The 26,919-nt window shown below is 70.9% G+C and carries 27 protein-coding genes, 2 tRNA genes and 1 pseudogene; 8 read left to right on the forward strand and 22 right to left on the reverse strand.

Translation table 11 applies throughout. The features are described 5' to 3' along the window. Window positions 1-55 precede the first annotated feature (55 nt). From EI982_RS11530 to EI982_RS11550, 5 genes are read right to left on the reverse strand one after another with little or no spacing between them, the layout of a single operon-like run. A complete protein-coding gene (locus EI982_RS11530) occupies window positions 56-577 on the reverse strand; it encodes a GTP-dependent dephospho-CoA kinase family protein (protein WP_157689846.1) in 522 nt (173 codons plus the stop codon). Between the two features lie 2 nt (window positions 578-579). Beyond that, window positions 580-777 (reverse strand): transcription elongation factor subunit Spt4, encoded by a 198-nt coding sequence (spt4, locus tag EI982_RS11535; protein ID WP_157689847.1) that lies wholly within the window; start codon window positions 775-777, stop codon window positions 580-582. Beyond that, window positions 777-1,349, reverse strand: coding sequence for a DNA-directed RNA polymerase (locus EI982_RS11540; protein WP_157689848.1), 573 nt, complete (start codon window positions 1,347-1,349; stop codon window positions 777-779). Before EI982_RS11540 ends, spt4 begins: the two co-directional genes overlap by 1 nt. Window position 1,350: 1 nt before the next feature. After that, complete coding sequence (locus EI982_RS11545) at window positions 1,351-1,716, reverse strand: PIN domain-containing protein (protein WP_157689849.1); 366 nt, start codon at window positions 1,714-1,716, stop codon at window positions 1,351-1,353. Between the two features lie 17 nt (window positions 1,717-1,733). After that, on the reverse strand, window positions 1,734-2,966 hold the full coding sequence (locus tag EI982_RS11550; protein ID WP_157689850.1) for a translation initiation factor IF-2 subunit gamma: 1,233 nt from the start codon (window positions 2,964-2,966) through the stop codon (window positions 1,734-1,736). Window positions 2,967-3,169: 203 nt separating this feature from the next. On the opposite strand from EI982_RS11550, the gene EI982_RS11555 reads away from it, so the two are divergent. After that, window positions 3,170-3,805, forward strand: a complete 636-nt coding sequence (locus EI982_RS11555) for a non-canonical purine NTP pyrophosphatase (RefSeq protein ID WP_157689851.1) — start codon at window positions 3,170-3,172, stop codon at window positions 3,803-3,805. On the opposite strand, the gene EI982_RS11560 is transcribed toward EI982_RS11555, so the two are convergent. From EI982_RS11560 to EI982_RS11590, 7 genes and pseudogenes are all read right to left on the reverse strand, one after another. Next, window positions 3,802-4,278, reverse strand: a complete 477-nt coding sequence (locus tag EI982_RS11560; RefSeq protein WP_157689852.1) for a DUF7384 family protein — start codon at window positions 4,276-4,278, stop codon at window positions 3,802-3,804. The genes EI982_RS11555 and EI982_RS11560 overlap by 4 nt on opposite strands. A 561-nt stretch (window positions 4,279-4,839) precedes the next feature. Next, window positions 4,840-5,125: pseudogene (locus tag EI982_RS11565) on the reverse strand (type II toxin-antitoxin system RelE family toxin). After that, complete coding sequence (locus EI982_RS11570) at window positions 5,118-5,396, reverse strand: ribbon-helix-helix domain-containing protein (RefSeq protein WP_157689853.1); 279 nt, start codon at window positions 5,394-5,396, stop codon at window positions 5,118-5,120. Before EI982_RS11570 ends, EI982_RS11565 begins: the two are co-directional and overlap by 8 nt. Window positions 5,397-5,750: 354 nt before the next feature. Then, window positions 5,751-5,822: transfer RNA gene (locus EI982_RS11575), tRNA-Thr, on the reverse strand. Between the two features lie 43 nt (window positions 5,823-5,865). Beyond that, window positions 5,866-6,519, reverse strand: coding sequence for a DUF7114 family protein (locus EI982_RS11580; RefSeq protein WP_157689854.1), 654 nt, complete (start codon window positions 6,517-6,519; stop codon window positions 5,866-5,868). 104 nt (window positions 6,520-6,623) lie between these two features. Continuing rightward, window positions 6,624-7,481, reverse strand: a complete 858-nt coding sequence (locus EI982_RS11585) for an NAD+ synthase (RefSeq protein ID WP_157689855.1) — start codon at window positions 7,479-7,481, stop codon at window positions 6,624-6,626. Window positions 7,482-7,586: 105 nt separating this feature from the next. After that, window positions 7,587-7,844, reverse strand: a complete 258-nt coding sequence (locus EI982_RS11590) for a hypothetical protein (RefSeq protein WP_157689856.1) — start codon at window positions 7,842-7,844, stop codon at window positions 7,587-7,589. A 224-nt stretch (window positions 7,845-8,068) separates the two neighbouring features. Here EI982_RS11590 and EI982_RS11595 point away from each other — a divergent pair, with 224 nt between their 5' ends. The 3 genes from EI982_RS11595 to EI982_RS11605 all read left to right on the forward strand — a co-directional run bounded on the left by EI982_RS11595 (window position 8,069) and on the right by EI982_RS11605 (window position 11,021). Further along, window positions 8,069-9,307: a hypothetical protein gene (locus tag EI982_RS11595; RefSeq protein WP_157689857.1), complete on the forward strand. Its 1,239-nt coding sequence runs from the start codon at window positions 8,069-8,071 to the stop codon at window positions 9,305-9,307. 145 nt (window positions 9,308-9,452) lie between these two features. After that, window positions 9,453-9,523 (forward strand) — tRNA-Gly (locus tag EI982_RS11600). A 391-nt stretch (window positions 9,524-9,914) separates the two neighbouring features. Next, complete coding sequence (locus EI982_RS11605) at window positions 9,915-11,021, forward strand: peptidase (RefSeq protein WP_199243603.1); 1,107 nt, start codon at window positions 9,915-9,917, stop codon at window positions 11,019-11,021. A 65-nt stretch (window positions 11,022-11,086) separates the two neighbouring features. On the opposite strand, the gene EI982_RS11610 is transcribed toward EI982_RS11605, so the two are convergent. From EI982_RS11610 to EI982_RS11630, 5 genes are all read right to left on the reverse strand, one after another. Beyond that, on the reverse strand, window positions 11,087-11,806 hold the full coding sequence (locus EI982_RS11610) for an Nmad3 family putative nucleotide modification protein (protein ID WP_157689858.1): 720 nt from the start codon (window positions 11,804-11,806) through the stop codon (window positions 11,087-11,089). Then, window positions 11,807-12,931 carry a PQQ-dependent sugar dehydrogenase gene (locus EI982_RS11615; protein ID WP_157689859.1) on the reverse strand — a complete coding sequence of 375 codons (1,125 nt, stop codon included), beginning with the start codon at window positions 12,929-12,931 and terminating at the stop codon, window positions 11,807-11,809. A 30-nt stretch (window positions 12,932-12,961) separates the two neighbouring features. Beyond that, a complete protein-coding gene (locus EI982_RS11620) occupies window positions 12,962-13,861 on the reverse strand; it encodes an acyltransferase (protein ID WP_157689860.1) in 900 nt (299 codons plus the stop codon). A 93-nt stretch (window positions 13,862-13,954) separates the two neighbouring features. Continuing rightward, complete coding sequence (locus EI982_RS11625; protein WP_157689861.1) at window positions 13,955-15,487, reverse strand: heme-binding protein; 1,533 nt, start codon at window positions 15,485-15,487, stop codon at window positions 13,955-13,957. 255 nt (window positions 15,488-15,742) lie between these two features. After that, window positions 15,743-17,536, reverse strand: a complete 1,794-nt coding sequence (locus tag EI982_RS11630) for a site-2 protease family protein (RefSeq protein WP_157689862.1) — start codon at window positions 17,534-17,536, stop codon at window positions 15,743-15,745. Between the two features lie 90 nt (window positions 17,537-17,626). On the opposite strand from EI982_RS11630, the gene EI982_RS11635 reads away from it, so the two are divergent. The 3 genes from EI982_RS11635 to mutL all read left to right on the forward strand — a co-directional run bounded on the left by EI982_RS11635 (window position 17,627) and on the right by mutL (window position 22,531). Continuing rightward, on the forward strand, window positions 17,627-18,052 hold the full coding sequence (locus EI982_RS11635; protein ID WP_157689863.1) for a DUF7975 family protein: 426 nt from the start codon (window positions 17,627-17,629) through the stop codon (window positions 18,050-18,052). A 133-nt stretch (window positions 18,053-18,185) separates the two neighbouring features. Continuing rightward, complete coding sequence (gene mutS / locus EI982_RS11640; RefSeq protein WP_157689864.1) at window positions 18,186-20,888, forward strand: DNA mismatch repair protein MutS; 2,703 nt, start codon at window positions 18,186-18,188, stop codon at window positions 20,886-20,888. Continuing rightward, a complete protein-coding gene (gene mutL / locus EI982_RS11645) occupies window positions 20,885-22,531 on the forward strand; it encodes a DNA mismatch repair endonuclease MutL (protein ID WP_157689865.1) in 1,647 nt (548 codons plus the stop codon). The genes mutS and mutL overlap by 4 nt, the downstream gene beginning before the upstream one ends. Before the next feature lie 8 nt (window positions 22,532-22,539). Here the strand turns inward: mutL and EI982_RS11650 are convergent, their stop codons facing one another. The 4 genes from EI982_RS11650 to EI982_RS11665 all read right to left on the reverse strand — a co-directional run bounded on the left by EI982_RS11650 (window position 22,540) and on the right by EI982_RS11665 (window position 25,226). Continuing rightward, complete coding sequence (locus tag EI982_RS11650) at window positions 22,540-22,779, reverse strand: DUF7573 domain-containing protein (protein WP_157689866.1); 240 nt, start codon at window positions 22,777-22,779, stop codon at window positions 22,540-22,542. Continuing rightward, window positions 22,779-23,756 carry a 5,10-methylenetetrahydromethanopterin reductase gene (locus EI982_RS11655; protein WP_157691167.1) on the reverse strand — a complete coding sequence of 326 codons (978 nt, stop codon included), beginning with the start codon at window positions 23,754-23,756 and terminating at the stop codon, window positions 22,779-22,781. The genes EI982_RS11650 and EI982_RS11655 overlap by 1 nt, the downstream gene beginning before the upstream one ends. A 121-nt stretch (window positions 23,757-23,877) precedes the next feature. Further along, window positions 23,878-24,636 (reverse strand): coenzyme F420-0:L-glutamate ligase, encoded by a 759-nt coding sequence (locus EI982_RS11660; protein WP_157689867.1) that lies wholly within the window; start codon window positions 24,634-24,636, stop codon window positions 23,878-23,880. A gap of 95 nt (window positions 24,637-24,731) precedes the next feature. Further along, a complete protein-coding gene (locus EI982_RS11665) occupies window positions 24,732-25,226 on the reverse strand; it encodes a metallophosphoesterase family protein (protein ID WP_157689868.1) in 495 nt (164 codons plus the stop codon). 82 nt (window positions 25,227-25,308) lie between these two features. On the opposite strand from EI982_RS11665, the gene EI982_RS11670 reads away from it, so the two are divergent. After that, window positions 25,309-26,532, forward strand: coding sequence for an eIF2B alpha/beta/delta subunit family protein (locus tag EI982_RS11670; RefSeq protein ID WP_157689869.1), 1,224 nt, complete (start codon window positions 25,309-25,311; stop codon window positions 26,530-26,532). A 19-nt stretch (window positions 26,533-26,551) separates the two neighbouring features. Here the strand turns inward: EI982_RS11670 and EI982_RS11675 are convergent, their stop codons facing one another. Next, window positions 26,552-26,917 (reverse strand): hypothetical protein, encoded by a 366-nt coding sequence (locus tag EI982_RS11675; protein WP_157689870.1) that lies wholly within the window; start codon window positions 26,915-26,917, stop codon window positions 26,552-26,554. Window positions 26,918-26,919 lie beyond the last annotated feature (2 nt).

The following is a 26,919-nucleotide window of genomic DNA, read 5'->3' on the forward strand; positions in this document are numbered from 1 at the left end:
GTGGTCTCGAACCGGACAAAAGGATTACGAAGCGGCCGAAGCGCGTCGAGCGACGCTACTCGACGACGTCGAGCGCGGCGTCGACGTCGCCGGTCATCCGCGAGAGGAGGTCGCGGGCGGTCGCCCGCGACGCGTCGGTGACGGGTACGAGCACCATCCCCTCGCCGGGTTGGCCGTAGACGACGGCGCCGCCGAGTGGGGTCGCGAGGACGGCCGGTAACGTCGCCAGATCCTCCTCGCCGTCGACGCCGACGACGGCCGGGGCGTCCGCCAGCGCGGTCACGAGCGCGTCCAGTAGCTCCCGGGAGAGCGTCGCCGGCGGGTTCGCCACCGTCACGTCCGGCTCGGGGAGGGTCGCGGCAACGTCGGCGGCGACGGGTTCGCGCTCGGTGTGGCCGTCGATCACCGCCACGTCCGGCCGGCGGCCGGCGTCGAGGAGGTGCGCGGTGACGACGTCGCCGACGGCGACGAGGGGGCGGCCGGCGCCGTCGGCGGCGAGCAGGGTCGCGGGGTCGGTGAACACCGGGCCCAGCGGCTCCTTGAACGCTCCCCGGAGGTCGTCGGGGAGTTCGAGCACGGTCAGCGGACCTTCAGCGCGTAGCCGCCGGGTTCGGAGACGTTCATCTCCTCGGCGACCTCGGAGCGCTCGGGGTGGGTGATGATGACGTAGCCCGCCCAGTCCTCCGTGAGGCTCGACGACCCACAGCTCGCGCAGGTCTGCGTGTCGGGGTCGTTGATGAAATGACACTCACGGCAGGCGAGGCGGTCCTCGGCCATCAGTTACCCTCCATCTGTGCCTCGCGTTGCTGTCGTTCCTCTTCGAGCCAGCCGTGCTTGCCAAGTCCCGGCTGTTTGGCCGTCAACCCGATCTTGCTGTCCCGCGGGTTGCGCTCGTCGACGCTCTTGGTGACGATCCGGACCCGGACCTCGTCGCCGACGCCGAGGGTGCGGTTCGTCTCCGTCGAGGCGAGCTGCTGGTTCTCGCCGTCGTAGGCGAGATATTCGTCGGAGATCTGTGAGACGTGGAGCAGGCCGTCGACGGGACCGATCCCGACGAAGGCGCCGAACTCCACGACTTCGACGACGGTGCCGTCGACGACCTCCTGCATCTGTGGATCGAAGGTGATGGCGTCGAAGTCGGCTTCGTAGTAGACGCCGGGGCGATTGGGCAGCACCGCGCCGTCGCCGATATCGTGGACCTCGACGACGCTCACGACGCTTCCCACCTCCTCGTCCATCCGGCCTTCGAGTTTGTCTTGGAGCAGGCGCTTGACCCGCTCGGGCGTCACGTCGGCGAGGTGCCGCGGGGGCACCTCGACCGTGTCCTTGAGTCGTACCCGTTTGTACATGCTAAGGTTGTGTTATGTTCAGTGTGTTCCGACCCCTTAAACCGATTACCCGAACCGCGCGTTCGAGCAGGCGGTCCTGCAGGGGGCCGTCGTTCGTCACGACGTACTCGCACTCGCCACGGGCGGCGAGTTCGACGAGGGCGTCGTCTGCGTGCGATTCGTCCGTCTCCACCACGCGACAGCGGTCCGCCAGGTCCCGGCCGACGCTCGCGGCAGTGGCCTCCTCGCCGGCGCCCGACGACAGCCGGTCCAGTTCCGCGATCACCGCGGCCGGCGTCACGAACTCGACGTCGCCGAGGAGGCGGTCGAGCTCGTCGAACACCCGCACGTCGCATTCGACCGGCATCATGAGCGCGCTGGTGTCCATGGCGACGCGGGACCCTGTCACTTGAGCGTGCCGATACCGATGAGCCGCCAGCGCGCGCCGACGCGACGGTTGATGGCGATCTTCGACCCCGGCTCCGCACAGACGGGGCGTTTCAGCGATACCTCGCACTCGCCGGAGCGCGCGCTCGTCACCGCACCGACGGTCGTCGCGGTGCCGACGGTGAGCATCAGCGGTTCGCCCGTCGAGATCTCCTCGATCTCGTCGCCGTCCTCGCCGACGACCCGATCGAGCAACTCCACGTCCATCTCGAAGGCCTCGTGGGTCGGCGGAAGCGTCCCGGGTTCGCCCGCGACCTGCCCGGCCAGCGCGTCACCCTTCGTCAGCGACGGGTCGAGTCCCGTGCCGACCCCGAGGAGGCCGCCGGGCGTGGCGACGTCGACCGACTGGCTCCCCGCCTGCAGCGAGCGAACCTCGGTCGTGATGGGTCGCCACTCGGTCTGGCCGCCCTCCTCGACCTCGCGACCGGGGCGGAGTTCGATCTCCTCGTCCGCTTCCAGGGTGCCGTCGACCAGGCTGCCGCCGACGACGCCGCCCTTGAGGTCTTCCCAGGTCGTTCCCGGGCGGTTGATGTCGAAGCTCCGGGCGACGAACATCCGCGCGGCGTCGCTCGCCTCGCGGTCGGGGGTGGGGACCTCCCGCTCGATGGCGTCGATGAGGAGGTCCATGTTGACCTCCTGCTGGGCGCTGACGGGAACGATGGGGGCGTCCTCGGCGACGGTGCCCGCGACGAACTCCTGGATCTGTTCGTGGTTCCGGACCGCCTGCTCCCGGTCGACGAGATCGATCTTGTTCTGTGCGATGACGATGTTCTCGACGCCGATGATGTCGAGTGCCATCAGGTGCTCCTCAGTCTGGGCCTGGGGCACCTCCTCGGTCGCGCTCACGACCAGCACCGCGCCGTCCATGAGTGCGGCCCCCGAGAGCATCGTCGCCATGAGCGTCTCGTGACCGGGCGCGTCGACGAAGGAGACCGTCCGCAACACGTCGCTCTCCGAGCCGTCGGGACAGGTCTCCTCGACGGTGAACGCCTCCGGTTCGTCGACCCCGGGACACTTGCGGAACGTCGCGTCCGCGTACCCGAGTCTGATGGAGATGCCGCGTTTCATCTCCTCGGAGTGTTGGTCCGTCCAGGACCCGCTGAGGGCCTGAACCAACGTCGTCTTCCCGTGATCGACGTGGCCTACGAGACCGATGTTCACCTCCGGTTGCTGGTGTGTTTCCGTCGCCATTGAGAGTAATCTTGGAGGAATTTCGCTCCCTGGCGGTGATAAAGTTGCTGTTCTCCGGGCGAGAGCGGTCGCGTGCCGCTCCCGCCGTCACGACGGCGTGCGTCGGGACACGATCCGGGGGCTGCAGGGGCTGAACCGCGCGCCCGGGACGCGGCCGAAACCGGGACCGACGCCTCTTTGCCCCGACCGCTCCCAGGGTCGCCGTGCTCAACTACGTCACGACCAACGCGGGCAAGGTCCGCGAGGTCCGCGAATATCTCGACGACGGTGCGGTCACGCAGCTCGATTTCGACTACGCCGAGATTCAGGCGCCGACCCTCGAACCCATCGCCGTTCGCGGCGCCCGCGAGGCGTACCGCCACGCCGGCGAACCGATCCTCGTCGACGACGCCGGCCTGTTCGTCGACGCCCTCGACGGCTTCCCCGGCCCCTACACCGCGTACGCCGAGGAGAAACTCGGCATCGAGCGGGTGAGCCGCCTCGCCCGCGAGGCCGCGGAGGGGCCGGCACGCGCCGCCTTCCGCTGTGTCCTCGCCTACTGCGACGGCGACGACTTCGAGGCCAGCCCCGACCCAGTCGACCGTGGGGACCGGGCCGCTGCCGCGGCCGCGGGGGAGGACGCGGACGCCGGCGCCGAGGACGACCTTCCCGTCAAACTCTTCGAGGGCGTCGTGCGCGGCCGCCTCGTCGACCCCCGCGGCGACGAGGGGTTCGGCTACGACCCCGTGTTCGAACACGAGGGGACCACCTTCGCGGAGATGGGCCCCGCGAAAAAAAACGCCGTCTCCCACCGCGGACGGGCCCTGGAGAAGTTCGCCGAGTGGTATCCGAGCCGCTAGGCCCGCGGATCACGATCCGGCCCCGGATAGTCGCCGCCGACGGCCTCGCGATAGAGGCTCTCGGCGTCGAACAGCGTCGCGAAGGCCCGCGGGTGCCTGACGCTCGTCTCGACTCGGCCGCGGACGGCCGCCCCGGCGGCGGCCGACAGGAGCGACTCGTCGAGGGTCAGCAGGTGCATCGCACCCCCCCGGTAGGCCGACGCGAGCGCCGGGTTGTCCTCCGCGGGGTGGTCGACGCGTTCGCAGGCCCGCTCGGCGCGGGCGCGCCAGTCGCTGGCAAGCGAGTCGTTCCCGAGGGCCGCGACGACGGCCGCGGCGTCGTCGAGGAGCGGGTCGCTGGCGACGAGGGTCATCCACGAGTGCTCACGGACACGGTCCAGCGCCGCCCGCGCGGGGTCGCCGACGAACAGGTCGGCCGCGAGGACGCCCGCGTCGGCGACGACCCGCGTCGGTTCGGGGTCAATCGTCGGCATCGTCCCGCGTCCGGCGGAGCGCGTCGAGTACGTCCGCCTCGGTCCGGTCGTACCGTTCGGCACGGGCGAAGAGGTCGTCCCAGGTCACGCCGAACCCTCCGTCGCGGCGAGCAAAAGCCTTCCTCCCGTTCATCGCACGACGACGCCATCAACGTCTGACGTATATTTAAGTCGGGGGATGGCAACTGTTGGACCGGGCGCGCACTACCGGCTTCAGTTCCCATCCTCCCCACCCGCGCGCCCGGCACACCCCACTGGCACCTCGGTGCTCGGCGCCGTTCCCCCACGGCGCCGTCTTCGGCCGCGCCCGGAGCGGAGTCCGTAACACGCTCACGGGGCCGGGCATCGGGTTCCGTGGATCCGGTCGGTGTTCGGTCGGACTGTTCGTACTGGATGTCGAACGCGGGACGTAGCGGAACGGCTGACGACTGGCTCGATGGATGGCGAGAACACCGAGGGTACTACGCGCCGGTCGAGATGAAAACGTCACTCGACGACGAGCGGGGCCAAATCCACCGAATTCTTCACCCGTATCTCGCCGCATCGAGGGCCTTTCGTCACTTAGTCGTCGTCAGCAGTGTACGCGCCGCCTCGACGCTTGATACGTGCGACGACGAGCTGCCCGTCGTCCTGCCGGAAGCTCACGGAGAGCCGGAACTCCCCGATGCGTACCTTCTTGTACGGACTGTTCTGGAGCGGTTCACCGTAGTCGGGTGGGTCGCGCCACGGCGAGGAGACGATTTCATCGAGCTTGTCGAGTATCCGGTCTTGGGCGGCAGGGGGACAGTCCGTCGAGGTCGTCTTCAGCCGTCGAGGAGAGTTCCCACGTCCACCCGTCGTCACTCATCGCTCGTGCCGAACCGCTCGCGGGCTTCCTCGGCACTCGTCGTTCGTCCCTCGCGGATGTCCTCCTCGGCTTCGAGCAGGGCGACGAGTTCGTCGCGGTCGAACGTCGGGAACTCGACGGCGTCCCGAAGCGTGTACCGGATGAACTCGCTCCGACTGTTGAACCCGCGCCCCTGCCACGTGTCATCTATCTGTTCGAGGAACGACTCGGTGAGTTTGAAGTTGACCGTGGCGATGTCGTCTTCGTCGTCGTTTGTAGTTGCTTCAGACATATAGACGTAATACGCTGGTCTTACCAACAGCCGTTTCGCCGGAACCCCACTCGCCGCGTACTCGTCGCGGATAACCGCATCAAGGGTATCCTATCACGATCCTGGTCGAGTTTCCGTCACCCCTCTGTGAGCGTTGATTGGCGATATCTGTGGAGTCCTTTGAGGGACGCGTCCCCGGTCGATTTCGGGGCTCTCCCGCCGCCGTCTGTGAATCGATCCGTGTGTCCTGATACATCACCGAATCGCATTACGGCGAGGGATGGCCTGTTTGGCGAGAGACACGACTCCCGAACGGGTTTTATTCAGATGAGTGTAGCCATAAAAGTGTGCGCACAAGGAGTGTACGGCAGAAAGAGCCTAGGCCGGAATTTGAATCCGGGGTCTCGTCCTTACCAAGGACGCGCTTTACCGCTAAGCTACCCAGGCACGCGTACATCGCTTATCCGGAGTCGTTTTTAGGCGTTTCGATTTATGGGTCCGCAGGCGGGGCGGCGTCGCCGTCTGCGAGTGCGAGAACCCGGTCGGCGACAGCGTCGGGGAGCGCCGTATCGGGCGGGGGGAGGTCGCCGTCGAGTTCGCTGGCGAGCCCCGCGGCGTACTCGAGGAGTTCGGCGCCGGGAGTGACGCCGGCGGCGGTGGTTCCCGCGGCGACGGCGAGGGCGAAGACGTCGGCTTCGAGGTTCCGGTCCAGCGCCCGGGCGTCGGCCTCGGGGTCGCGCCGGCGGGTCTGATCCCGGCCGAACGCCCGGACCACCTCGACGGCGCGTTCGGCGGTTTCGGTCCGTGCGAGCAGGTAGAACCCCCGGGAGACGAGTACGTCGGCGGCGAGAATGTCGAGGTCGGCCCGGCGGGCGGCCTCGTCGTCGCCGAGCCAGGGTTCGGTGTGAGTGAGGGTCCGGGTGAGGCGAAGCCCCTCGTAGATGAGTTGGACGCCGGCGGCACGCTCCGCGACGGTGTCGGGGTCGACGGCGGCGTCGAGAGCACGAGCGCTCACCAGCGTCAGGACGCTAGGAGCCATCGAGGCGTCCGAGAGGCGGTCGCGGATCGCCTCGCCGAGCCGTTCGGGCTCGATGTCGGCGAGCGCGTCGCGGGCGGCACGCCGGGCCCGTACGGCGTCGTCCATTGCTATGCGGTTGCGGGGCGAAAGTCAAAGACCTTTGGAAACGCCCGGCCACGGGCGGGCGGGGACGGTGTGGACCCCTCGTCCGGAGGGGCTGGTGACGGGCACTACAGGTGGAGCGGGTCGGGAGAGGGTGGCATCGCACGCTTGTGTGCGCTGGTCTCGTAGAGGTCGACCACGTGGTCGACCTGCTCGGCGGTCACGTCGAGGGCACGGACCGTCGCGTCCCGCGAGAGGGGGCCGTCGACGTGGAGGGCGAGGATGGCGTCGAGGGTGTCGTACCCCAGTCCCATCTCCTCCTCGTCGGTCTGTCCCAGCCACATCTCCGCGGAGGGCGTCTTGGTCACGAGGTCGTCGTCGACGCCGACGTGGGTGGCGAGTTGGCGCACCTGCTGTTTGTAGAGGTTGCCGATCGGGTGACAGTCGACGGCGCCGTCGCCGTACTTCGTGAAGTAGCCGGTGAGCGCCTCGCTCCGGTTGCCGGTGCCGAGGACGATCCGGTTCTCCGCGTTGGCGACGAAGTAATCGAGAACGGCGCGGATGCGGACCCGGACGTTGCCGGCGGCGGTCCGGAGCGGGTCGGTTTCGAGTCGGTCGTCGCTCGTGTCGCCGGGGAACGCCGCCACGAAGGCGTCGAAGATGGGCCCGATGTCGATCACGTCGTACTCGATGTCGAGGTCACGGGCGACGCGTTCGGCGTCGCTCATGTTGTCCGCGGTGTTCACCTCGCTCGGCATCACGAGCCCGTGGACGGCGTCGGGACCCAGCGCCTCGACCGCCAGATGGGCGGTGAGCGTGCTGTCGATCCCGCCGGAGAGGCCGAGCACCGCGCCGTCCGCGCCGGCGCGGTCGACCGTCCGCTGGACGAACGACACGACGTGTTCCCGGGTCGCCGCCAGTTCCGACTCGGAGAGGCGGAGGTCGAGCGGCGCCGACGGTTCCAGAATGACGGATTCCTCGCTCATCACGTCTCCGTACGGCTTCCGGTTTGAAATACTCTCCCATGCCGTGGAGGTGGTGGACGTTCGTCCGCATCAGCGCGGTCGAATCGACTGGATCGGCAGTTCGACTCACTCCACGTCGAGTTCGGTGTCGTCGACGGCGCCGGCGGATCCGCCCGCGGCGTCCCGGCGCTCGCCCGTCGTGGACGCGTCCCGCTCGCTGACCCGGAGGACCCGGCGGTACGGGAAGAAATCCCGGCCGCCGGCGTGGTCGACCCAGACGCCCGAGTCGTAGAACTGGACCGACTCCGCCCGGACCGACGCGTCGCCGAAGTCCTCGCTCGCCGCCGCTGTCAGGAACACCTCGTAGGACTGTGACCCCGTCATGGCGACCCTAACCTACGGCACGCGGTGGCAAAAGGGTTCGTTCGGCGAAACCCGACGCGGCGGCGGCCCCATATCAAACGTGTGTGACGTTGTCAAAATGTAGCGCGTTCGAAAACCCAGTGGTTGTGCGTCCGAACCGGTCCGAGAGTCAGCATTGATAGCGGCCACACAACAGTTATGTGGCGAACATATCCAAATCGAGATATGATTCGTCGGGGGGCTCGTTGCTACTGGTTCTCGTGAGCGGTGGCTACGTCGTCGCTCGACGGTTCGGTCTGGTCGGTCCAGTCCCGGAGCTACGGAACGGGGTCGTCACGGCGTTCGAAGGCCTCCCACGGGGGAGCCGACCCGTCTTCGTCGTCCTGTTCGTCGTCCTGGGGCTCCTCGGCGGTCTGTGGCTCGTTGCGAAACTCGGCTATCGATCACTCAAATGGGGGAGCCGACTGAACTCGAAAAGCGGGTCGTCGTCACTGCTGATCGTGGGCGTCGTCGCGGGCGTGTGCATGCTGGCGGTCGCGTTCGGGATGTCGTTGGCCGTTCTCGGGGGGACCACGTCGATGTGGGAGAGCGATTCGGGGGCTGCGGGGACCGCAAGCGACTTACAGGAAGCCGGGATGTCCTCGTCGCTCGACGCCGCCGTGGAAGGAGATACGCTCGGGCCGGTGAGCATGCGGAGCGTGGACGGACAGTGTTCGCGGCCGTCCGGCACCGACAACGACGGCGACCGCCTCCCGAATGCCTGGGAACGGCGGGGGTCGACACCGGATGGGACACCGCTCCCCGATGCCGATCCCGACCGCAAGGATCTCTATATCCAACCGATCTACGAACCGGGCGCCGAACGGTTCACCGGCGAGGAGAAGGCGCAACTACGGCGCGTGTGGGACGAGATGCCCGTCACGAACCCCAGCGGCGAGACGGGGATCGAACTGCACTTCGTCGACCGATGGCCGAACCAAGGACGCGTCGAGAACCCGATCACGGCCGACCGAAACATCCGGTCCGTGAGAGAGGAATACTACACCCACGAGGGGATGGGAGGAGGCCACTGCCGATATCACCTCGTTGCGGTCGGAACGGTCACCAGCGAGTCGGTCGCGGGGTACGGAGACACGCCGGGGTTCGTTTCCGTCGTCGATTCGACGCGGAACCCGTCGTACAACGGTTCCGTGACCTTCCGTGTCGCGGTGACGACCCACGAGTTGTTGCACAACACCGCGGGGCGGGTGAACGGGAACGCACATCCCGGCACGGGCTGGCTCGGCACGGGTGGGGAATATCTCGGAAGCGGGACGAAGCAGGACCTCGATGACGGATTTGCGCCGCCGAAATCGTACTGGGGAACGGGACGGGAGAACGGCGAGCAACGATCACGCTCGGCCTCCGCTCACCCCGTCGGGGAGGCCCCCGACATCGCGGCACGGAGTGAGACGTGCGGAGCCGTGACTTCCGCCTCACCGTAGCGACGGGCACGGCCGCCGATCAGCCGGCAATCCGAGCGGTCCCCGACCGCGAGGGTGACGGTTGCGTGGGGTTTAAGTCAGCGTCAGGTCTTAGGACAACCCGCGAGGCGCGGCGTGATAGCGCGCCGAGAGTTGTCGAAGGCAAGCGCCGTTGGTCCAGTGGTAGGACAGTGGCTTCCCAAGCCACTAGCCCGGGTTCAATTCCCGGACGGCGCACTCCCTCGCGGTCGCTTGCCGTCCGACGTGCCGTTCGCTCCGCTCACGGCACTCCCGGACGGCGCACTACGACCCTGTACTGGCTCGCTTCGCTCGCTTCTAAAAGTTCGACCACCGCCAGAGATCGGGGGTTTCTGCCGTCCAGCCAGAATCCGGTGGATTCTGGCGACGAAAGCCGTCGAGCCTTCCCCCGGTCGGCTCTCGGCCCTCGTGCCACCGCTTGTCGAATCATCACCAAGATCATCGCTCCGGTTTGACGCATACCCGAAAGCCCGCAAGCCTCGTTCCGGACACTTTTCCGCTCGAACGGTACCCACGAACGACGCCGACCCGTCGCGGCCCCGGAACCCCGGCGCCACGATTTTTGTGTCGTCATTACCCACCACCGTCCGTGTTCGCCGTCGCCCTCCAGTCCACGCCCTCGCTCGCGCCGCCACTGGCTATCCTCGCCGTCCTGATCGTCCTCGGAATCGTCGTCGGCGCCGTCGGTAGCGCCGTCGCCCGGCGCCTCTCGAACCCGGTCGGCAAGTACCGACTCCTCTACGTCGGCGTCCTGCTCCCGTTCGCGCTGCTCGCGTACGGCCTCCTGTCGCTGCTGAGTCTGGGGGACGCCGTGGCGACGACGGTCCTCGGCGACACCGGGGGCGTCGCGGCGGCCGTTCTCGCCGACCTCGCGGGACTCCTCGGGGCCGGCGTCGTCGGCCTGGCGGCGTACGCGCCGACGATCCGGGGTGTCCGGGCGGTCCGGGACATCGACCTGTCGACCGGGCGGGCGCTCGTCCGGATGGCCCGCTACGTCGGCGGCGTGAGCGTCGTCGTCGCCATCGCTCTCGCGCCGCTTCACCTCACGGGCACCGCGTCGCCGCTCGGACTGGCGGGCGTGCTCGCCCTCCTCGTCGCGGGGCTGTTCGGCGGGGCACCCTGGATCGTCGCCGCGGTCCGTTCGACCACGCCGCCGACGGGGGCGACCCGCGACCGTCTCGAAACCCTCCGCGAGCGGGCGGCCCTCGACGTCCGGGACACGCTGGTGCTCGACACCGACGACGAGGAGACGGCGACGGTTCACGTCCGGGGGCCGCCGGGCTACCGGCGGCTGTTCGTCACGAGCACGTTCCTGGATCGGTTCGACGACGGGACGGCCGCGGCGCTGCTGGCGGTGCAGGCGGGGCAGATAGGGACCCGGGTCCAGCCCCTCCGGGTGGCGAGCGTCGTCGCCGCCGGGGCTCCCCTCGTGGCGTCGGTGGCCGGGTGGGGGCCGCGGTGGGCCCTCCTCGGCGTCGCGGTCCTCGCCCTCGTCGCCGGGTTCTGGGCCTGCCGCCGGGCCGTGCGGGCGGCCGACGACCACGCCGCGGCGCGGGTCGGGGCCGACGCCGTCGCCGACGCGCTCGACTGTTACGCCGCGGTCCACGGGATGGAGCCGACGCGGCGTCGCGTCCCCAACCCGCTGTCGGCCACCGTCGCCCTCGGCGACCGGATCGACCGCCTGCGCGGGCGGTAGCTATAGTTTGAAAATCATCGCACACCCGATCGTACGCAGTCCGGCGATCGGATATGCAAACAGTTTCAAACGCTACGATACGGCTGCGCGTCGTCGACGGCGGCCCGCAGGCGCTCGGTCGCGTCGGCGTCGTACCGGAGGACGCGCCGCCACCACGGACCCTTCCCCGAATCCGCCGAGAGGTCGGTGACGAGGGGGCCGGCCGTCGCGCCGCCCTCGGACGCGCTCAGCGGCACCGCGCGGTCGAACAGGCGGGAGCCCTCGCCGCCGGCGACGAGCACCTTCGCGTCGAAGTCGGCGCGCTTGCAGTGGGCGTTGCTGGCGAACCGCTCGCGCTCGGCGGGATCGAGGGTCCGATACGTCTCGCCGGTCACCGCGCGGGCGACGCGAAACTCGCCGATCAGGTAGGCGCCCCACTCCGGGGGCAGGTCCGGCGCCGCGTCCGGGTCGCCGCGCAGGGAGAGCGTCGCGTAGAACAGCAGCGAATCGCCGGGTTCGAGCGCGGAGAGCGGGCCGGCCTTCACGCCGTGTTCGTCGCCGTAGGTGTACGCGGTCGACCCGTACAGGCCCGCGAACTCCGGATCGAGGTGGACCCGGCGATCGGCGACGGCCGAGACGTCCACGTCGAGGGGGAACGCGAGGTCGCCGTACGTCGGCACGGGGTCGGCCGTCGGCTCCCGCTCCGGGATGGGGACGTACGCGAACCGGCGGTCGGGGCGGATCGGCCCCCGGAACCCCGGGAGCGTGGTGTTGGCGCCGACGTTGATGGCGACGGCCCGGGGCATTCAGGCGGGGACGAAACGGAGGACCCGGTCGTCGGTCGCGGCGGGCGACCCCCGTCCGTCGCGGTTGCTCGTCACGGCGTGGAGGTGGCCCTCGGGGCCGGTGAACACCGTCCGGATACGCCCGAACTCGCCCTCGAAGAGGCGCTCCTCGGCGGCGACGCCGGGGTCGGTGCCGCCCCCGTCGAACCGGACGCGGTGGAGGTGTTCGGCCACGAGCGTCCCGAAGAAGAAATCGCCCCGCCAGGCCTCGATGGGGCCGTCGTAGACCGCCGCGCTGGCCGGCGCGATGGTCGGCGTGTAACTCGTGACCGGATCGGTAAAGCGGTCGTCGTCGCTCGGCCCCGTCACCTCGGGCCAGCCGTAGTTCTCGCCCGCAGTCAGGACGTTGATCTCGTCGCCGACCTGCGGGCCGTGTTCGGTGCTGTACACCGCGCCGTCGCGGACGACGAGCCCCTGGGGGTTACGGTGGCCGTAACTGAACACCGGGGAGCCGGAGGGGTTGTCGGGGTGGGGGTCGCCGTCGAGCGTGACCCGGAGGACCGAGCCCGCGAGGACGTCGGGGTCCTGGCCCCGATCCTCGCTCGCGGCGTCGCCACAGGTCACGTACAGCGCGTCGTCGTGGACGAGGAGCCGGCCGCCGTCGTGGATGTGCGCGCCGGGGATCCCCGTGAGCAGTGGCTCGGACGCCCAGCCGTCGGTCAGGTCGTGTCGCACCAGTCGGTTGGCCGTCCCGCCCCCCGTGGGTTCGTAGGTCTGGTGGGTGTAGGCGTACGGCTCGTCGGGGTGGAAGGCGAGGCCGAGTAGGCCGCCCTCGCCGACGGCCTTCACCGGGACGTCCGCGACGACCGGCTCCACGCCGTCGGCGAGGCGGACGATCCGACCGGGGCGCTCGGTGAGATAGAGGTCGCCGTCGCGGTAGGCGGCGCCCCACGGGACTTCGAGGTCCGTCGCGAGCGTCTCGACGGCGACGTCGGGGTCGTCACCGCCGTCGACGGTCCCGCCGCCGTCGGGGTCGGGGTCGGGGGACGCGGTGTCCGCGGCCGTCCCGTCCGACCGCGGGCGGCCGGCACACCCGCCGACCGCTGCCGCGGCCCCGAGGGCCGCCAGGTAGCGTCGTCGGTGCATACCGGCTCTGAGGGCTCGATCCGTAAAAGCCTACGTCGAGGGGTCGAGGTTCCGCTGGAACTCGTCGAAGACGTCGAGGTCGTCGGGGAGGTCGTACTCGATGCGACGGGACTCCTGTCGGTTCTCGCCGCCGGCTTCGAGCGGGTCCGCACTGTCCTCCCAGCCGGGCTTGATGCGGACGCTCTTTGCCGGCATACCGACCGCGATGTGGTGGTCGGGCACGTCGCCCTGGACCACCGCGCGGGCGCCGACGACGGCGTTCTCGCCGACGCGGGAGCCGGCGCTGACCATGGCGTCGTAGGTGACGCGGGCGTCGTCCTCGATGATCGTGTGGTAGTTCCGGACCTCGGTCTGGTCGACGATATCGTGGTCGTGGCTGTAGACGTGGACGCCGTCCGAGATGGAGACGCGGTCGCTGACCGTCAACTGCCCCCGGTCGTCGAGGTGGACGTCGTCGTGGACGACCACGTTGTCGCCGACGGAGATGTTGTGCCCGTAGGTGAAGGAGATACCCTTGAAAAAGCGGCAGTCGTCGCCACACTCCTCGAAGAGGTGATCGGCCAGCATCGCCCGAAAGCGGAGGGCGAACTCCACGTTGTCGGCCATCGGCGTGGCGTCGAACTGCCGCCAGAGCCACTGGAGGTACTTCGACTCCTGGAACCGATCCTCGTCTTTCTCGGCGTAGTACTCGCTTTCGAGCGTGGCGTTACAGGGATCGTACCCCTGCAGGCGGACGCGCTCGGCGGGCGAGACGTCGCCGCCATCGTTCCACCGCTCGTACGCCTCGCGGTCCCCGAAGAGGTCGATCAACACGTCCTGTACGACGTTGCACGTGTCCTCGTCGGAGGCGAGTCGCTCGTCCACGTGGTCGATGAACTCCGCGACCCCGGCGTCGGCCTCCACGGGCAGCGAGACGTGTCGCTTCGTCATTGCAGGCCCGATAAGTCGGGGGTACCCAAAGGGGTTCGGGTGTGCACGCCGGGCGGGAACCGGCGGGCGACGGGCGGACGACAGCCGACGGGATCAGGCCAGGAAGACGTGTCGCGGCCGGTCGGCGAGCACGTCACGCCCCCAGGAGACGGTGTCGGCGAACTCGTCGGAGCGGAAGAAGTCCATGGCGTCGTCCTTCGAGCGCCACTGGCTGGCGATGAACATGTCGTTCTCGTCCTCGCGGTTGATCATCAGATCCGTCTCGCCGTGTCCCGCCATCTCGTTCAGCAGGTCGCCGACCGTCTCGAACTTCTCGACGAAGTCCGTCCGGTGTTCCGGCTTGACCGTGTAGAACATGCCCATGGTGCCGAAGCCGGACTCCTCGCCGGCGCGGCTGACGACGTCCGGCAGTTCCGACAGGAAGCCAGCGGCCGTGTCGGCCGCGCTCGCGGTGTCCCAGATGCTCACGACCGCCCGCCGGTCGCGTTCGAGGGCGTCGTACACCGCCGTCTTGACGTGCGTGTCGTAGTGGTCGAAGTTCGACCGGAGGCCGTCGACCTCCTCGAACAGCTCGTCGGCGTCGGCCTCGGAGTAGAGCACCGTCGCGTACACGTCCTCGCCGTGGGGCTTGCCGGCGTAGATGTCCAGATCGGCGAGTTCGCCGCGGATGTCGTCCTCGTCCGCGTCGCCGTCGTGGGCGTGTTCGTCGTCGCCGTGAGCGTGGCCGTCGTGGGCGTGTTCGTCGTCGCCGTGAGCGTGGCCGTCGTGGGCGTGTTCGTCGTCGCCGTGAGCGTGCCCATCGGCGTCGCCGTGAGCGTGTTCGTCGTGACCCTCCCCGGCGTCGTCGGTGGGTACCGCCTCGCCCGCGAGGAACGCGGGCAGGTCCTCGGGTGGGAACCGACGGCCGACGTAGAACGGGCCGAACTCGCTGTAGCGGGCGCTGGCCTCGTCGTAGCGCATCTCGTAGACGATATCCTTCAGGTCGGTCGGATCGTCGGCGAAGAGAGTGACCCCCCACTCCCAGTCGTCGAGGCCGACCGACGAGGCGACGATCTGTTTCACCCGACCGCCGAACTCACGGCCGTGTTCGCCGTGTTCCTCCATCATCTCGCGGCGGCGCTCGAAGGGCAGGTCGTACCAGTTGTCCTGCTCGCCGCGCTTGCGGCTCATGGGATAGAAACTCGCGTACGTGTCGTCCGGCACGTCGGGTTCGAGTTTCCCTTCGATGTACCGACGGAGGCCGGCGTCGACCTCCTCCTCGTCCTCGGCGAAGTAGTCGTCGGAGACGTAGCCGCTTACCTCGGTGACTGAGACGTAGGAGGTTGACTGCTCGGTGAAGGCGCCGAGGGCCGTCCGATCGAACCGCCGTTCGGCCGTCGAGAGGGCATCGAGCGTCGGCCGCAGGTGGACGATCATCAGATCGGCCTTGTGGCCGAGGGTGGAGAAGACGGCCGAGACGCCGTCGTCGGCGTCGGCAACCGCCTCGTGGCGCTCGAAGTAGTCGATTCCCTCCTCGATGGCCCGGTCCTGTTCTCGCTGCGGGGCGTCGCGCCACGCCGCCCAGTCGATCCGACGGAAGTCGTGGAGTGCGTACCAGCCTTCGTCAGTCTGGGGTGGTTCGCGCATGGGCGTCCGTTGGGACCGGGGAGGTATGGGAGTTGCGTGTCCGCGCCGCGCGGTGCGGTTGCGGAGTGATGTGGTGGCGGAGGCGGGGCGCTGCGGTGACGGGACGGTTGCTGAGGCTGAGGGACTCACCCACCGCGAGCGGCGCTCGCTCACGGGCCGAGAGCTGACCGAAGGGAGGCCCGAGGTTTTTGATCGAGCTTTTGTGAGCGAGGAGCCGCAGGCTCCGAGCGCAGTGAAAGGTCGAAGTGTCGGGGGCTAGGACAGCAACTGCGGCCCGAAGATCATCAGGAGGAGCGACGCGAGCATCGTCAACCCGATGCCGGTGGTGACGGTGCGGACGAGGCGTTCGGGGTCGCCGACGGGGAGCCGCGACACCACCGCTTCGGTGCCCATCCGCAGGATGCGGCCGCCGTCGAGCGGGTAGCCGGGAATGCAGTTGAACAGGCCGAGCTGGAGGTTGACCCACGCGGCCCAGAAGAGGACGTTCGCGAGGATGAACACCCCGTCACCGAGCGGGGCGAGCGGCCCCTCGACGACGTAGAAGTTCGTCACGGCGGGGGTAAAGCCCGGGAAGTTCGGAATCCCGAGGACGAAGGAGGCGAGGGGAAGGATCAGGGCGACGTAGACGAGGCTCAGGGGCGAGTCGGTCAGCCCGGGGAAGGGTGTGGCCGAGCCCGAGCCGCCGTCGCCCCCGAGGAGTTCGAGGTAGGTGCCGGCGGGGTAGTCCCGGACGCCGAAGTCGGTGACGAGCAGCCCGCTCGTCCCGGGGAAGATGTCGACGCCGAGGAAGCCCCGCCCGTCGCGCGGGTTCTCGCCGAGGCGCACGTCGTAGGTCTCGAACTCGCCGTCGACGTGGGCGCGGACGGGCACCCGGTCGCCCGCCTCGTACTCGTCGAGGACGCGTGCCAGGTCGCCGGAGGAGGTGACCCGCTTTCCGTCGATTTCGGTGACGATCATGCTGGCGTTGGTGGGGGCGCTGGCGTTCGCCAGCGGCCCGTCCGGCGCGGCGCGGGTGACGTAGGCGCCGACGGGGACGACGGCGTCGCCGGCGGTCGTCTCGATGCGGGCGACCTCCCGGTCGGCCGTCGCATCGCGGAACTCGCCGCGGGTGTCGACGGGCGTGCCGTTGACGGCCGTCACCCGGATGGGGTCCTCGCCGCTCTCGACGGAGAGGTTCGCGGGGTTGCCCGCGACGCTCCCGACGATCACGAGCGAGCGTTCGACGCGGACGGTGCGGTCGCCGTCGACCTCGACCTCGACAGTGCGGTTCTCGGCCGCGAGGAGGGCGGCGTCGAGGTCGCTCTCGCTCCCGACGGCGGTGTCGCCGACGGCGGTGATGCGGTCGCCGTTCGCGACGCCCGCCGTCGCGGCGGGCGAGCCCTCGTAGGCGCCGTCGACGGCGACGCCCGGGGCGACGCCGACGGCGCCGATGACGGGTCCGAAGAGGAGGGCGAACGCGACGGCCGTCAGCACGAAGTTGTTGGTCACGCCGGCCGCGAACATCCGGGTGCGGCCGCCGCGGTCGGCCGTCCGCTGGCTCTCCTCGTCGGGTTCGACGAACGCCCCGAGCGGGATGATCGCCAGGAGGACGAGCCCCATCGAGTCGATGTCGATATCCTCGACCCGACAGAGGAGGCCGTGCCCCCCCTCGTGGACGACGAGGCCGACCAGGAGGCCGAAGACGATTTCGGGCGCCACCGCGAGCGGGAGGAAGTCGTTGACGCCGGGGACGACCAGGAAGTTCTGTGGCTGGTTGACCGCCGACGGCGCCGGCGGGTTCCGGAGGATGGTCACCGCCTGGAAGAGCAGGAGGACGAACATCCCGGCCATGATCACGAGGGCGACGCCGACGCCGACGTTGCTGTAGGCCCGCCAGAAGCGTTTGGGTCGGGCGAGGCGGGTGAGGAGGGCACGACCGCGGCGGGTGTGGATCGTCGCGATGGGGCCCTGCAGCCGGACCGAATCGGGGAGATACCCCCGGATCTGGAGCGCCTTCGCGACGAGGGAGTAGACGAGAACGCCGACGAGCACCCACAGCAGCGTGTTCATCGATCCGAGGGAGGGCCGCGACGGCAAAAGGCGTTCGGATACGGGGGCGGGAACGCCCCGCTTTTTGTCGGGGAGAGCCAAGGGGGACGCATGACACGGTTCGACGCCGCCGACGCCGCCGACCGACGAAAGCTGTTCGCGGAGGCGGTCCTCGCCCACCGGAACCGCGGCAGTCCGTTCCTCACCGTCGAGGTCGACCCGGCCGACGTGCCGGGGGTGGACCCCGGCGGCGAGGACGACGACGGCGAAGGGACGCCGGTCCCCTGGATCCAGTTCGCCGAGAAGACGTTCAACCTCGACTGCACTGACGCGGAGCTCGACCGCCTGAAGGGCCTGCTCGACGAGTTCCCCGAGTTCCGCATCGAGCGGATCGACCGCCCCGAGGAGGCCGAGGGGGCGAACGTCCGGGTCACCGCCCGCTCGGACGCCAGCCGCCTCGGGCAGTTCCTCGACCGCGCCCTCCAGGTCACCTACGACCTCGACGACGACTACCGGGCGTGGGTGACGGAGCTGTGAGACCGTTTATCCGAAGTCAGTACCGGTAGGTCGCCGGGCTGTCCTGACGACCCACCGGTACACGGTTACGATACTCCGTCCGAGCCGCCGGCGACCCTGACGGTTTTTATCCCTCGACCGCCGGACTGGGGATATGGACGCGGACGCCGTGACCGGTCCCCCCGACGGCATGGTCGACGCCGAGGCGGACCTGACGCCGATGTTGGGGCAGTACTTCGAGTGCTGTGCCGACTACGAGGACGCCCTCCTGCTCTTCCAGAACGGCGACTTCTATCAGACCTACTGCGAGGCCGCCGAGGAGACGGCGCGGATCTGCGAGCTCACGCTCACGCAACGCGAGGACAGCACGGGCACCTACCCGATGGCGGGCATCCCCGTCGACGACGCCGCGGCGTACGTCGAGCGACTGCTCGACGCGGGGTATCGGGTCGCCATCGCGGAGCAGGTGGAGTCGCCCGCGGAGGCGACGGGGCTCGTCGACCGCGCGGTGACGCAGGTGGTGACCCCGGGGACGGTCCTCGACGACGAACTCCTGGGGACTGGCACGACCAACTACGTCGCCGCGGTGACCCGGGAGGGGGCGACACGGGCCGTCGCCGCCGTCGACGCCTCGACCGGCGAGTGTCGGGTCACCAGCCCCCCGGACGATCCCGGACTGATCGCGGAACTCGACCGCCTCGCCCCCGCCGAGTTGCTCGTCGGGCCGGACGCGACGGTCGACCGCGAGGCGCTGTCGGTCGACCCCATGGTGACCGACCACGAGGCGGCCCGACTCGACGACGACGCGGCGACCGAGCGCCTCGAAGCCTACGTCGCGTCGCCGACCGCGGTGGTCGAGTCCGCCGCCGAGCGCCGGGCCTGCGGCGCGGCCCTCGCCTACGCGGAGTGGACGCAGGGCGACGACGGGCCTTTGGAGTACGTCACCCGCATTCGGCGGTACGATCCACGGGACGCCCTCGCGCTCGACGCGACGGCCATCCGGAGCCTCGAACTGTTCGAGAACCGCGGCGCCGGCGCCGGCGCCGGCGCGACGCTGTTTTCGGTCCTCGACGAGACGACCTGTGCGCTCGGCCGGCGGAAACTCGACGGCTGGCTCCGGCGGCCGCTGATCGACCGCGACCGGATCGAGGCGCGCCACGACGCGGTCGGCGAACTCGCCGCCGACGCGCTGACCCGGGAGACGGTCCGCGAGGCGCTCCGCGAGGTGTACGACCTCGAACGCCTGGCCGGCCGGATCTCCCGGGAGCGGGCGGACGCCCGCGACCTCCGGTCGCTCGCGACGACGCTCGGCGCCGTGCCGACCGTCGTCGACGCGCTCGACGGGTGCGAGGCGTCACGCCTGCGAACCCTCGGGGAGCGGATCGACCCGCTGCCCGACGTCCGGGACCTGATCGAGCGATCGATCCGCTCCGACCCGCCCGTCGAGGTGACCGAGGGCGGCGTCGTTCGCGAGGGATTCGACGACGAACTCGACGCGTTGCGGGCGACCGAGCGCGAGGGCCGGGAGTGGGTGGCCGACCTCGAAGCCCGGGAGCGAGAGCGGACGGGCATCGACTCCCTGTCGGTCGGGCACAACCAGGTCCACGGGTACTACATCGAGGTGACCAACCCCAACCTGGACCGGGTGCCGGACGACTACCGGCGCCGGCAGACGCTGAAGAACGCCGAGCGGTTCTACACGCCGGAGCTGAAAGAGCGGGAGGAGGAGATCATCGGCGCCGCCGAGCGCGCCGACGCACTGGAGTACGAGCGCTTCCGCGAGGTGCGGTCGTCGGTCGCCGCGGAGACCGACCGGATCCAGGCGCTCGCGGAAGCGCTCGCGGAACTGGACGCGCTCGTGGCGCTGGCGACGGTCGCCGTCGACCGGGACTACGTCCGTCCGAGCGTCCGCGAGGCGGGGGGCGAAATCGAGATTCAGGCCGGTCGCCACCCGGTCGTCGAGGCGGCACAGGAGCGCTTCGTCCCGAACGACGCAGCCCTGCCGCCGGGGAGCGTGACGCTCGTCACCGGCCCCAACATGAGCGGCAAGTCGACGTACATGCGCCAGGTGGCGCTGATCGTCGTGCTGGCACAGGCGGGGAGTTTCGTCCCGGCCGACGACGCCCGCCTCCCGACCGTCGACCGCGTGTTCACCCGCGTCGGCGCGAGCGACGACATCGCGGGCGGGCAGTCGACGTTCATGCGCGAGATGACCGAACTCACCGAGATCCTCCACGAGGCGACGGGCGAGTCCCTGATCCTGCTCGACGAGGTGGGTCGCGGCACGAGCACCGCCGACGGCCGCGCCATCGCCCGGGCCACCGTCGAGTTCGTCCACGACGAGGTGGGGGCGACGACGCTCTTTGCCACTCACTACCACGACTTGACGGGGCTGGCCGACGAGCGCGAACGCGTCCGGAACCTCCACTTCGCCGCGGAGCGCGAGGACGCGCCGGACGACCCCCGATCCGGCGGCGACGTGACCTTCCTCCACCGTGTCGCCGAGGGGCCGGCCTCGTCGTCGTACGGCGTCGAGGTGGCGCGGATGGCGGGCGTTCCCGATCCGGTGGTCGAGCGGGCGCGGACGCTCGTCGACGACGAGGGGACGGGGACCCAGATGACGCTGACCGGAGCGGTCGGGGCGGGGGACACCACGAACGGAACGGCGGCCCGCGAGGCCGAGGGCGCCGCCGGCGGCACGGACGGTGACGGGAGTGAACCGGGGACGGGGACGGGGACGGCGACGGTCGACCCCGACGTCGTCACCGCCCTCCGCGAGGCCGACCTCGCGACGACGACGCCCATCGAGGCGCTGAACCTGCTGGCGGACCTGAAAGACCGGGTCGAGGAGCCATGAGGCGACTGGATCGGGAGACGGTCGACCGCATCGCCGCCGGCGAGGTGGTGACGCGGCCGGCACGCGTCGTCGTCGAACTCGTGGAGAACGCCCTCGACGCCGGCGCCGAGCGGATCGAAGTCGAGGTGACGGCGGGCGGCACCGAGCGGATCCGCGTCGTCGACGACGGCCGGGGGATGCGCCGGGCGGACGCCGAACGCGCCGTGGAGCGTCACACGACGACCAAACTCCCGGACGGCGACCTACGGGCGGTCGAGACGCTCGGGTTCCGCGGCGAGGCGCTCGCCAGCATCGCCGACGTGGCGACGCTGACGCTGACGACGAACGACGGCGGGCCGCGAGCGACGCGGGTCCGCGCCGCCGACGGCGACGTGACCGTCGAGGCCACGGGACGGGGGCAGGGGACGACCGTCGAGGTGACCGACCTGTTCCACAACCGGCCGGCGCGACGGGAATCGATGGCCGCGCCGGCGACGGAGTTCGAGCGGATCAGCGACCGCGTCGCCGCGTACGCGCTCCTCCGCCCCGAGGTAGCCGTCACCCTCACGCACGACGGCAGGCGGACCTTCGCCACCCCGGGGTCGGGGTCGTTCGCGGACGCCGCGCTGGCGGTCTACGACCGGGAGGTGGCCCGCGAGAGTACGACCCTCGACGCCGGGGCGAGCGTTCCGATGGGCGACGGGGAGGCGTCGGTCGGGATCCGGGGCCTGCTCGCCTACCCGTCGATCACCCGCGCGTCGGCCGATCACGTCCGCGTCGCGGTCAACGGGCGGCCGGTCGCGATGCCGGGGCTCCGCCGAGCGATAGCACGGGGCTACGGCTCGCTCCTGCCGGGCGACCGCCACCCGGTCGCCGCGCTGTCGGTGTCGCTACCGGCGCGGGCAGTGGATCCGAACGTCCACCCGACGAAAGAGCGGGTGGCGATCAGGGCGGCCGACGCCGTCGAGGGCGCCGTCGAGGACGCCGTCGCCGACGCGCTCTCGACGGCCGACCTGCGGCGGTCGGCGGACGTGGCGATGGACCTGGAGGCGGCGCTCGATCCAGTCGAGTCGGCGCCATCGGCGCTCGGCGAGGCCGACGTGATCGGTCAGTTCAGCGGCTGTTACGTGCTCTGTGCGGCCGGCGACGACCTGCTCGTGATCGACCAGCACGCCGCCCACGAGCGGATCAACTACGAGCGGTTGCGCGAGGCGGTGGCGTCGGCGGACGTCCCCTCGGCGTCCCTCGACCCGCCGGCGACGCTGTCGCTCGCGCCCGAGGCGGCGGCGGCCGTCGAGCGGTACGCCGACGAACTCGCCACGCTCGGCTTCGACGCCGACCCCTTCGGCGGGGGGACCGTCAGAGTGCGGGCCGTGCCGGCGCCGGTGGGGCGGGTCGCCGACCCCGAATCGCTCCGGGACGCCCTCGCGGCGCTGCGGGCGGGCGAGGATCCGGACGGCCGGGACGCCCTCCTCGCGGACCTGGCCTGTCACCCGTCGCTGAAGGCTGGGGACGACCTCACCGACGCGGAGGCGGCGGGGCTGGTCGACCGCCTCGGCGCCTGCGAGCAGCCCTTCGCCTGCCCACACGGGCGGCCGACCGTCCTCGCCGTCGACGAGGCCCACCTCGCCCGCGGGTTCGAGCGACACCCGCGACGGGGATGACGGATCGGCTACCACTCCTTGCAGTCGGCACAGACGAAGACATCGTCGTCGCCCGCGTGCCACAGGCGCGGAGCGGTCGCGCCGCAGTCGGCGCAGGCGTCGCCCTCGGGCGACCACCGCATCGTCGGCACGGCTGGATCGCTCTCGGCGGTGGCGGCGTCGCCGTCCCCGTCGTTTCCGGCGCGCGCGAACTCGTCGAGCGAGCGGTCGGACACGCGAGCGAAGTCGGCCGCCACGGGTTTAGCCATTACGTCGCGCGGTCGTGGGCCGTCGCCGCGAGGTCGATGGCGGTGTCCAGGTCCGGGCCGAGCGGCGATCCGACGACGAGGCTGTCGGCGTGGTCCAGCACGGCGGCCATCCGGTCGGCGACGGTGTCGACCGTGCCCGCGATGCAGAAGGCGTCGATCATGGCGGGGGAGACGCGGTCGAAGGCGGCCTCGAAGTCGCCGGCGCTCAGCGCGGCCCCGATGTCGTCGGCGCGGCCGTGGTCGAGGCCGTGGCGGTCGAGGACGGGCGGGGCGGCGCCGGCGGCGATGAAGGCGACGGGGGGACGGGCGGCTTCCCGGGCGGCCGCGGCGTCGTCGGCGACGCTGACGCTGGCGTAGGCCGCGAGGTCGAACGCGCCGAGGCCGTCGAGGCGGTCGTCGAGGCCGTCGTCGACCTGTTCGCGCGCCCAGCGCAGGTCCGCGGGATGGGAGCCGTTGAAGAGGAGACCGTCGGCGTGTTTGGCGGCCATCTTGCACATGTGGGGTCCCTCGCCGCCGACGTAGGTGGGGATGGGGGTCGGCACGTCGAAATTGAGCCCCGCGTCCTCGGCCTCGAAGGTACCGTCGTGGGTGACGCGCTCGCCGTCCCAGAGGCGTTGGGCGACTTTGAACGCCTCCAGGACTGGGCGGAGGCCGCGGTCGTCGGCGAGGCCGAGGTTGGCGAGCGTCGAGGGATCTCCGGGGCCGACCCCGAAGACGGCGCGGCCGTCGCTCGCCTCCGCGACGGTCGCCACCTCGCCCGCGAGGGTGACCGGGTGGCGTTCGAGCGGGTTGACGACGCCGGGGCCGATTCGGACCTCGTCGGTCGCGGCCGCGAGCCGCGAGAGGGCGGCGAAGGGCGACCGGTTGTTGTAGTGACTGGAGACGAAGACGGTGTCGTAGCCGGCGCGTTCGGCCGCGGTGCCGAGTTCGACCAGTCGGTCGATCGGGTGTTCGGGGGTGAGTTCGATCCCCAGCATCAGCGATATCGGCACCTCGCAGTCGTCGGTGGCGAACGCGTCGAGAGCATCCGTCCGCCGATTGGTGCGGAGGCGGAAAAACCGTTCGTCGGTCGCGGGACCTGCCGGTGTCGAAGACGCGCTACTCGGCCTCGAAGGACCACTCGTGGAGCGCCTGGCGGACGAAGTCGCCCTCGACGTCGCGAAAGAGCGCGTCGCTGCCGGCGTGGTCGCCGAACTCGAACCCTCGGACGACGACGGCCGGCGTTCCGCCCGCGCCCTCGCCGGCGACGAGGTTGGCGGCGGCGGCGAGTTCGTCGACGACCGCCTGGACGGTCACGCCGAGTTCGCGTCCCTCCCGGTCGCGCTCGCCGCGCCAGTCGCGGGCGGCCGGGATCCCCGCCCAGCCGATGGCGACGCCCCGCTGGCCGTGCCGGAAGGGGCGACCGCAGGTGTCGGTGACGACCACCCGATCGGCATCGAGCCCCGTTTCGATCCGGGCGGCGCTCTCCGTCGGCGCCTCGGGCAGGAGCAGGAGATCCCCGCCGCGCACGTTCGAGCGGTCGATGCCCGCGTTGACGGTCACGTGGCCGAAGTTCGTCTCGGTCAGGAGGAAGGGTGCCTCCATCAGGAGGTCGGCGCTCTCCGCCAACACCGCCTGCGCGAACCGGGGGTCCTTCTCCTCGCCGGTGGCGCGTTCGAGGCCCGCGGCGAGGTCGTGCGCCCGCGGACCGGCGGGGAAGGCATCGAGGTCGGCGATCCGGTCCTCGGCCTTCGAGACGACGGTGCTGGCGACACAGACCACGTCGTCGGGGCGGAGGTCGACCCGCTCGTCGATCAGCGCCGCGAGCGAGTCGCCCGGACGGATCTCCGGGAGGTCGGGGACGGGAAAGACGTCCATGGGGGGTCTGGGCCGGGCGCCGTAAAAAGCGCCGCGCCAGTGGCGAGGGCGGCCGGTACCGGCGGGGGTGTTCCCGCGGTCCCCGCGCGCCCGCCTCACTCGCCGCCGCGGTGCAGGGTCACGTCCAGGTCGCCGCCGGCGACGGTCGCCGAGAGCATCGTCGTCTCGGTGGCCGGATCGGCCCCGGTCGCCGACCCGGGGTTCAGGAGGCGGACGCCGTCGTGTTCGGTGTCGAGGTGCTGGTGAGTGTGACCGGCGACGCCCACGTCGCCCCCGTGGTCCCGGACCGCCGCGGCGACGCGGTCCTCGTAGCCGATCCGGTTACCCGTCCCGTGGGTGACGACGAACGCGACGCCGCCGAGTTCGACGGTCGCCACCGAAGGGAGTTCGACGCTCGGCGGGTCGACGTTCCCCCGGACCGCGGTGAGGTTCCCGTCGGCGAGCGAGCGGACTCCCTCGACGACCGCCGGACCCTCGAAGTCGCCGACGTGGACGACGTGATCCGCGGCCTCGACGCGTTCGCGGACCCAGTCGGGGATCCCCGTCGCGCGGTCGGGGATGTGCGTGTCGCCGATGATCGCGAGTCGCATGGGTACGGGTTGACGGCGGAACGTCAAATCGTTGTCCCACCGACGCCGCAAGATCCGTATCGCGGGCGGCCCAAGGCCGTCCATGACCCACGTCGTCACCTGCTTCCTGCGCCACGGGACCGACGTCCTGCTCGGCCGTCGCAGCGACGCCGTCGGCACCTACATCGGCCGGTGGGCCGGCGTCTCGGGCTACGTCGAGGGCGATCCCGGCGACGCCGAACGCGACGCCCGACGCGAGGTCCGCGAGGAGACGGGATGGGGGGACGCGACGCTCGTCCGCGCCGGCGACCCCGTCGACGTCGAGGACGGGGATCGGACCTGGACCGTCCACCCCTTCCTGTTCGAAGTGGACTCGCGGACGGTGACGCCCAACGAGGAGATAGCGACCTACGAGTGGGTGTCGCCGCCGGCGATCCGCGAGCGCGAGACGGTGCCGGGACTGTGGGCGGCCTACGAGGCCGTGGCGCCGACGGTGACGACGGTGGCCACCGACACCGTCCACGGGTCCGCGTGGCTCTCGCTCCGCGCACTCGAGGTCCTCCGGGACCGGGCGGCCGTCGCCGATGACCACGCCGCCGTCGCGAGCGTGGCCCGCGACCTCCGGGACGCCAGGCCGAGCATGGCCGCCGTCGCGAACCGCGTGAACCGGGCGATGAGCGCGGCCGACCGGACGCCGGCGGCGGTCCGGACACGGGCCGAACGGGTCGCCGACGCGGCGCTCGACGCCGGCCGCGAGGCCGCCACGCGCGCCGCCGAGCGGTGTGGCGCGTCGGTGGCAACCCTCTCGCGGTCCGGGACGGTCCGGGCGGCGCTGGAACGGGCGCGGCCCGCGGTCCTGATCGGCGAGTCACGACCCGCCCGGGAGGGGGCCGACGTGGCTGCGGCGCTGGCCGACGCCGGACTGGACGTGACGCTCACGACCGACGCCGCGCTCCCGGCCGAACTCGGGGCCCGGGACCCCGACGCCGTCCTCGTCGGCGCGGACGCGGTGCTGGCGGACGGAAGCGTCGTCAACAAGGTCGGCACCCGGGGACTGGCGCTCGCGGCGGCCCGCGAGAACGTGCCGGTGTACGTCGTCGCCGCCGCGGCCAAGGTGCGCCCGGACGAACGCGTCCACGCCGAGGCGGGCGAGGCCGTCGACCTCTACGACGGGCCGGCGCCGGTGTCGGTCGCGAACCCCGTCTTCGATCGGACGCCCGCGGACCTGGTGACCGGCGTGGTCACGGAGCGGGGCGTCCTCGACGGCGACGACGTCCGGGCGGTCGCGGCCGAACACCGGGCGAACGCCGCGTGGGACGAAGGGTGAGGGCCGAAGCGAGGAGCGGTCAGGCGCCGGGGACGCCGAGCGCCGACACGGCACCGACGCCGAGCAGGTCGAGGGCCGCGAGGACGACGACGGCGGCCGCCCACGCGGCGACGCCGATGCCGGCCGCGCGGAGCCAGCCGCCCGGATACCGCCACCGGACGACGCCGACCCACGCGAGCAGAGCCAGCAGGCCGCCGAGCACCGGCACCGGTTCGAGCAGCGCCCAGACGACCGCCCCGAGCAGCGCCGTCAGGACGGCGTGGGCGTACCCCCGGCCCTCGGAGACGATCCGGGCGCCGGCGTGGATGGCCACGCCGCCGATCAGCGCGCTCACGAGGAACGTGAGCAGGCGATCCTCGATCACGGGGGCGGTGAGCGGGGGCATCC

This window comes from Haloplanus salinarum (assembly GCF_009762275.1).
GTDB classification, from domain to species: domain Archaea; phylum Halobacteriota; class Halobacteria; order Halobacteriales; family Haloferacaceae; genus Haloplanus; species Haloplanus salinarum.

Bases quoted from the DNA above. Each gene is read 5' to 3' on its own strand.
- spt4 (WP_157689847.1), bottom strand. From the start codon at position 777: ATGGCCGAGGACCGCCTCGCCTGCCGTGAGTGTCATTTCATCAACGAC.
- EI982_RS11540 (WP_157689848.1), bottom strand. From the start codon at position 1,349: ATGTACAAACGGGTACGACTCAAGGACACGGTCGAGGTGCCCCCGCGG.
- EI982_RS11545 (WP_157689849.1), bottom strand. From the start codon at position 1,716: ATGGACACCAGCGCGCTCATGATGCCGGTCGAATGCGACGTGCGGGTG.
- EI982_RS11550 (WP_157689850.1), bottom strand. From the start codon at position 2,966: ATGGCGACGGAAACACACCAGCAACCGGAGGTGAACATCGGTCTCGTA.
- EI982_RS11560 (WP_157689852.1), bottom strand. From the start codon at position 4,278: ATGCCGACGATTGACCCCGAACCGACGCGGGTCGTCGCCGACGCGGGC.
- EI982_RS11570 (WP_157689853.1), bottom strand. From the start codon at position 5,396: ATGTCTGAAGCAACTACAAACGACGACGAAGACGACATCGCCACGGTC.
- EI982_RS11580 (WP_157689854.1), bottom strand. From the start codon at position 6,519: ATGGACGACGCCGTACGGGCCCGGCGTGCCGCCCGCGACGCGCTCGCC.
- EI982_RS11585 (WP_157689855.1), bottom strand. From the start codon at position 7,481: ATGAGCGAGGAATCCGTCATTCTGGAACCGTCGGCGCCGCTCGACCTC.
- EI982_RS11590 (WP_157689856.1), bottom strand. From the start codon at position 7,844: ATGACGGGGTCACAGTCCTACGAGGTGTTCCTGACAGCGGCGGCGAGC.
- EI982_RS11610 (WP_157689858.1), bottom strand. From the start codon at position 11,806: ATGCCCCGGGCCGTCGCCATCAACGTCGGCGCCAACACCACGCTCCCG.
- EI982_RS11615 (WP_157689859.1), bottom strand. From the start codon at position 12,931: ATGCACCGACGACGCTACCTGGCGGCCCTCGGGGCCGCGGCAGCGGTC.
- EI982_RS11620 (WP_157689860.1), bottom strand. From the start codon at position 13,861: ATGACGAAGCGACACGTCTCGCTGCCCGTGGAGGCCGACGCCGGGGTC.
- EI982_RS11625 (WP_157689861.1), bottom strand. From the start codon at position 15,487: ATGCGCGAACCACCCCAGACTGACGAAGGCTGGTACGCACTCCACGAC.
- EI982_RS11630 (WP_157689862.1), bottom strand. From the start codon at position 17,536: ATGAACACGCTGCTGTGGGTGCTCGTCGGCGTTCTCGTCTACTCCCTC.
- EI982_RS11635 (WP_157689863.1), top strand. From the start codon at position 17,627: ATGACACGGTTCGACGCCGCCGACGCCGCCGACCGACGAAAGCTGTTC.
- mutS (WP_157689864.1), top strand. From the start codon at position 18,186: ATGGACGCGGACGCCGTGACCGGTCCCCCCGACGGCATGGTCGACGCC.
- mutL (WP_157689865.1), top strand. From the start codon at position 20,885: ATGAGGCGACTGGATCGGGAGACGGTCGACCGCATCGCCGCCGGCGAG.
- EI982_RS11650 (WP_157689866.1), bottom strand. From the start codon at position 22,779: ATGGCTAAACCCGTGGCGGCCGACTTCGCTCGCGTGTCCGACCGCTCG.
- EI982_RS11655 (WP_157691167.1), bottom strand. From the start codon at position 23,756: ATGCTGGGGATCGAACTCACCCCCGAACACCCGATCGACCGACTGGTC.
- EI982_RS11660 (WP_157689867.1), bottom strand. From the start codon at position 24,636: ATGGACGTCTTTCCCGTCCCCGACCTCCCGGAGATCCGTCCGGGCGAC.
- EI982_RS11665 (WP_157689868.1), bottom strand. From the start codon at position 25,226: ATGCGACTCGCGATCATCGGCGACACGCACATCCCCGACCGCGCGACG.
- EI982_RS11670 (WP_157689869.1), top strand. From the start codon at position 25,309: ATGACCCACGTCGTCACCTGCTTCCTGCGCCACGGGACCGACGTCCTG.
- EI982_RS11675 (WP_157689870.1), bottom strand. From the start codon at position 26,917: ATGCCCCCGCTCACCGCCCCCGTGATCGAGGATCGCCTGCTCACGTTC.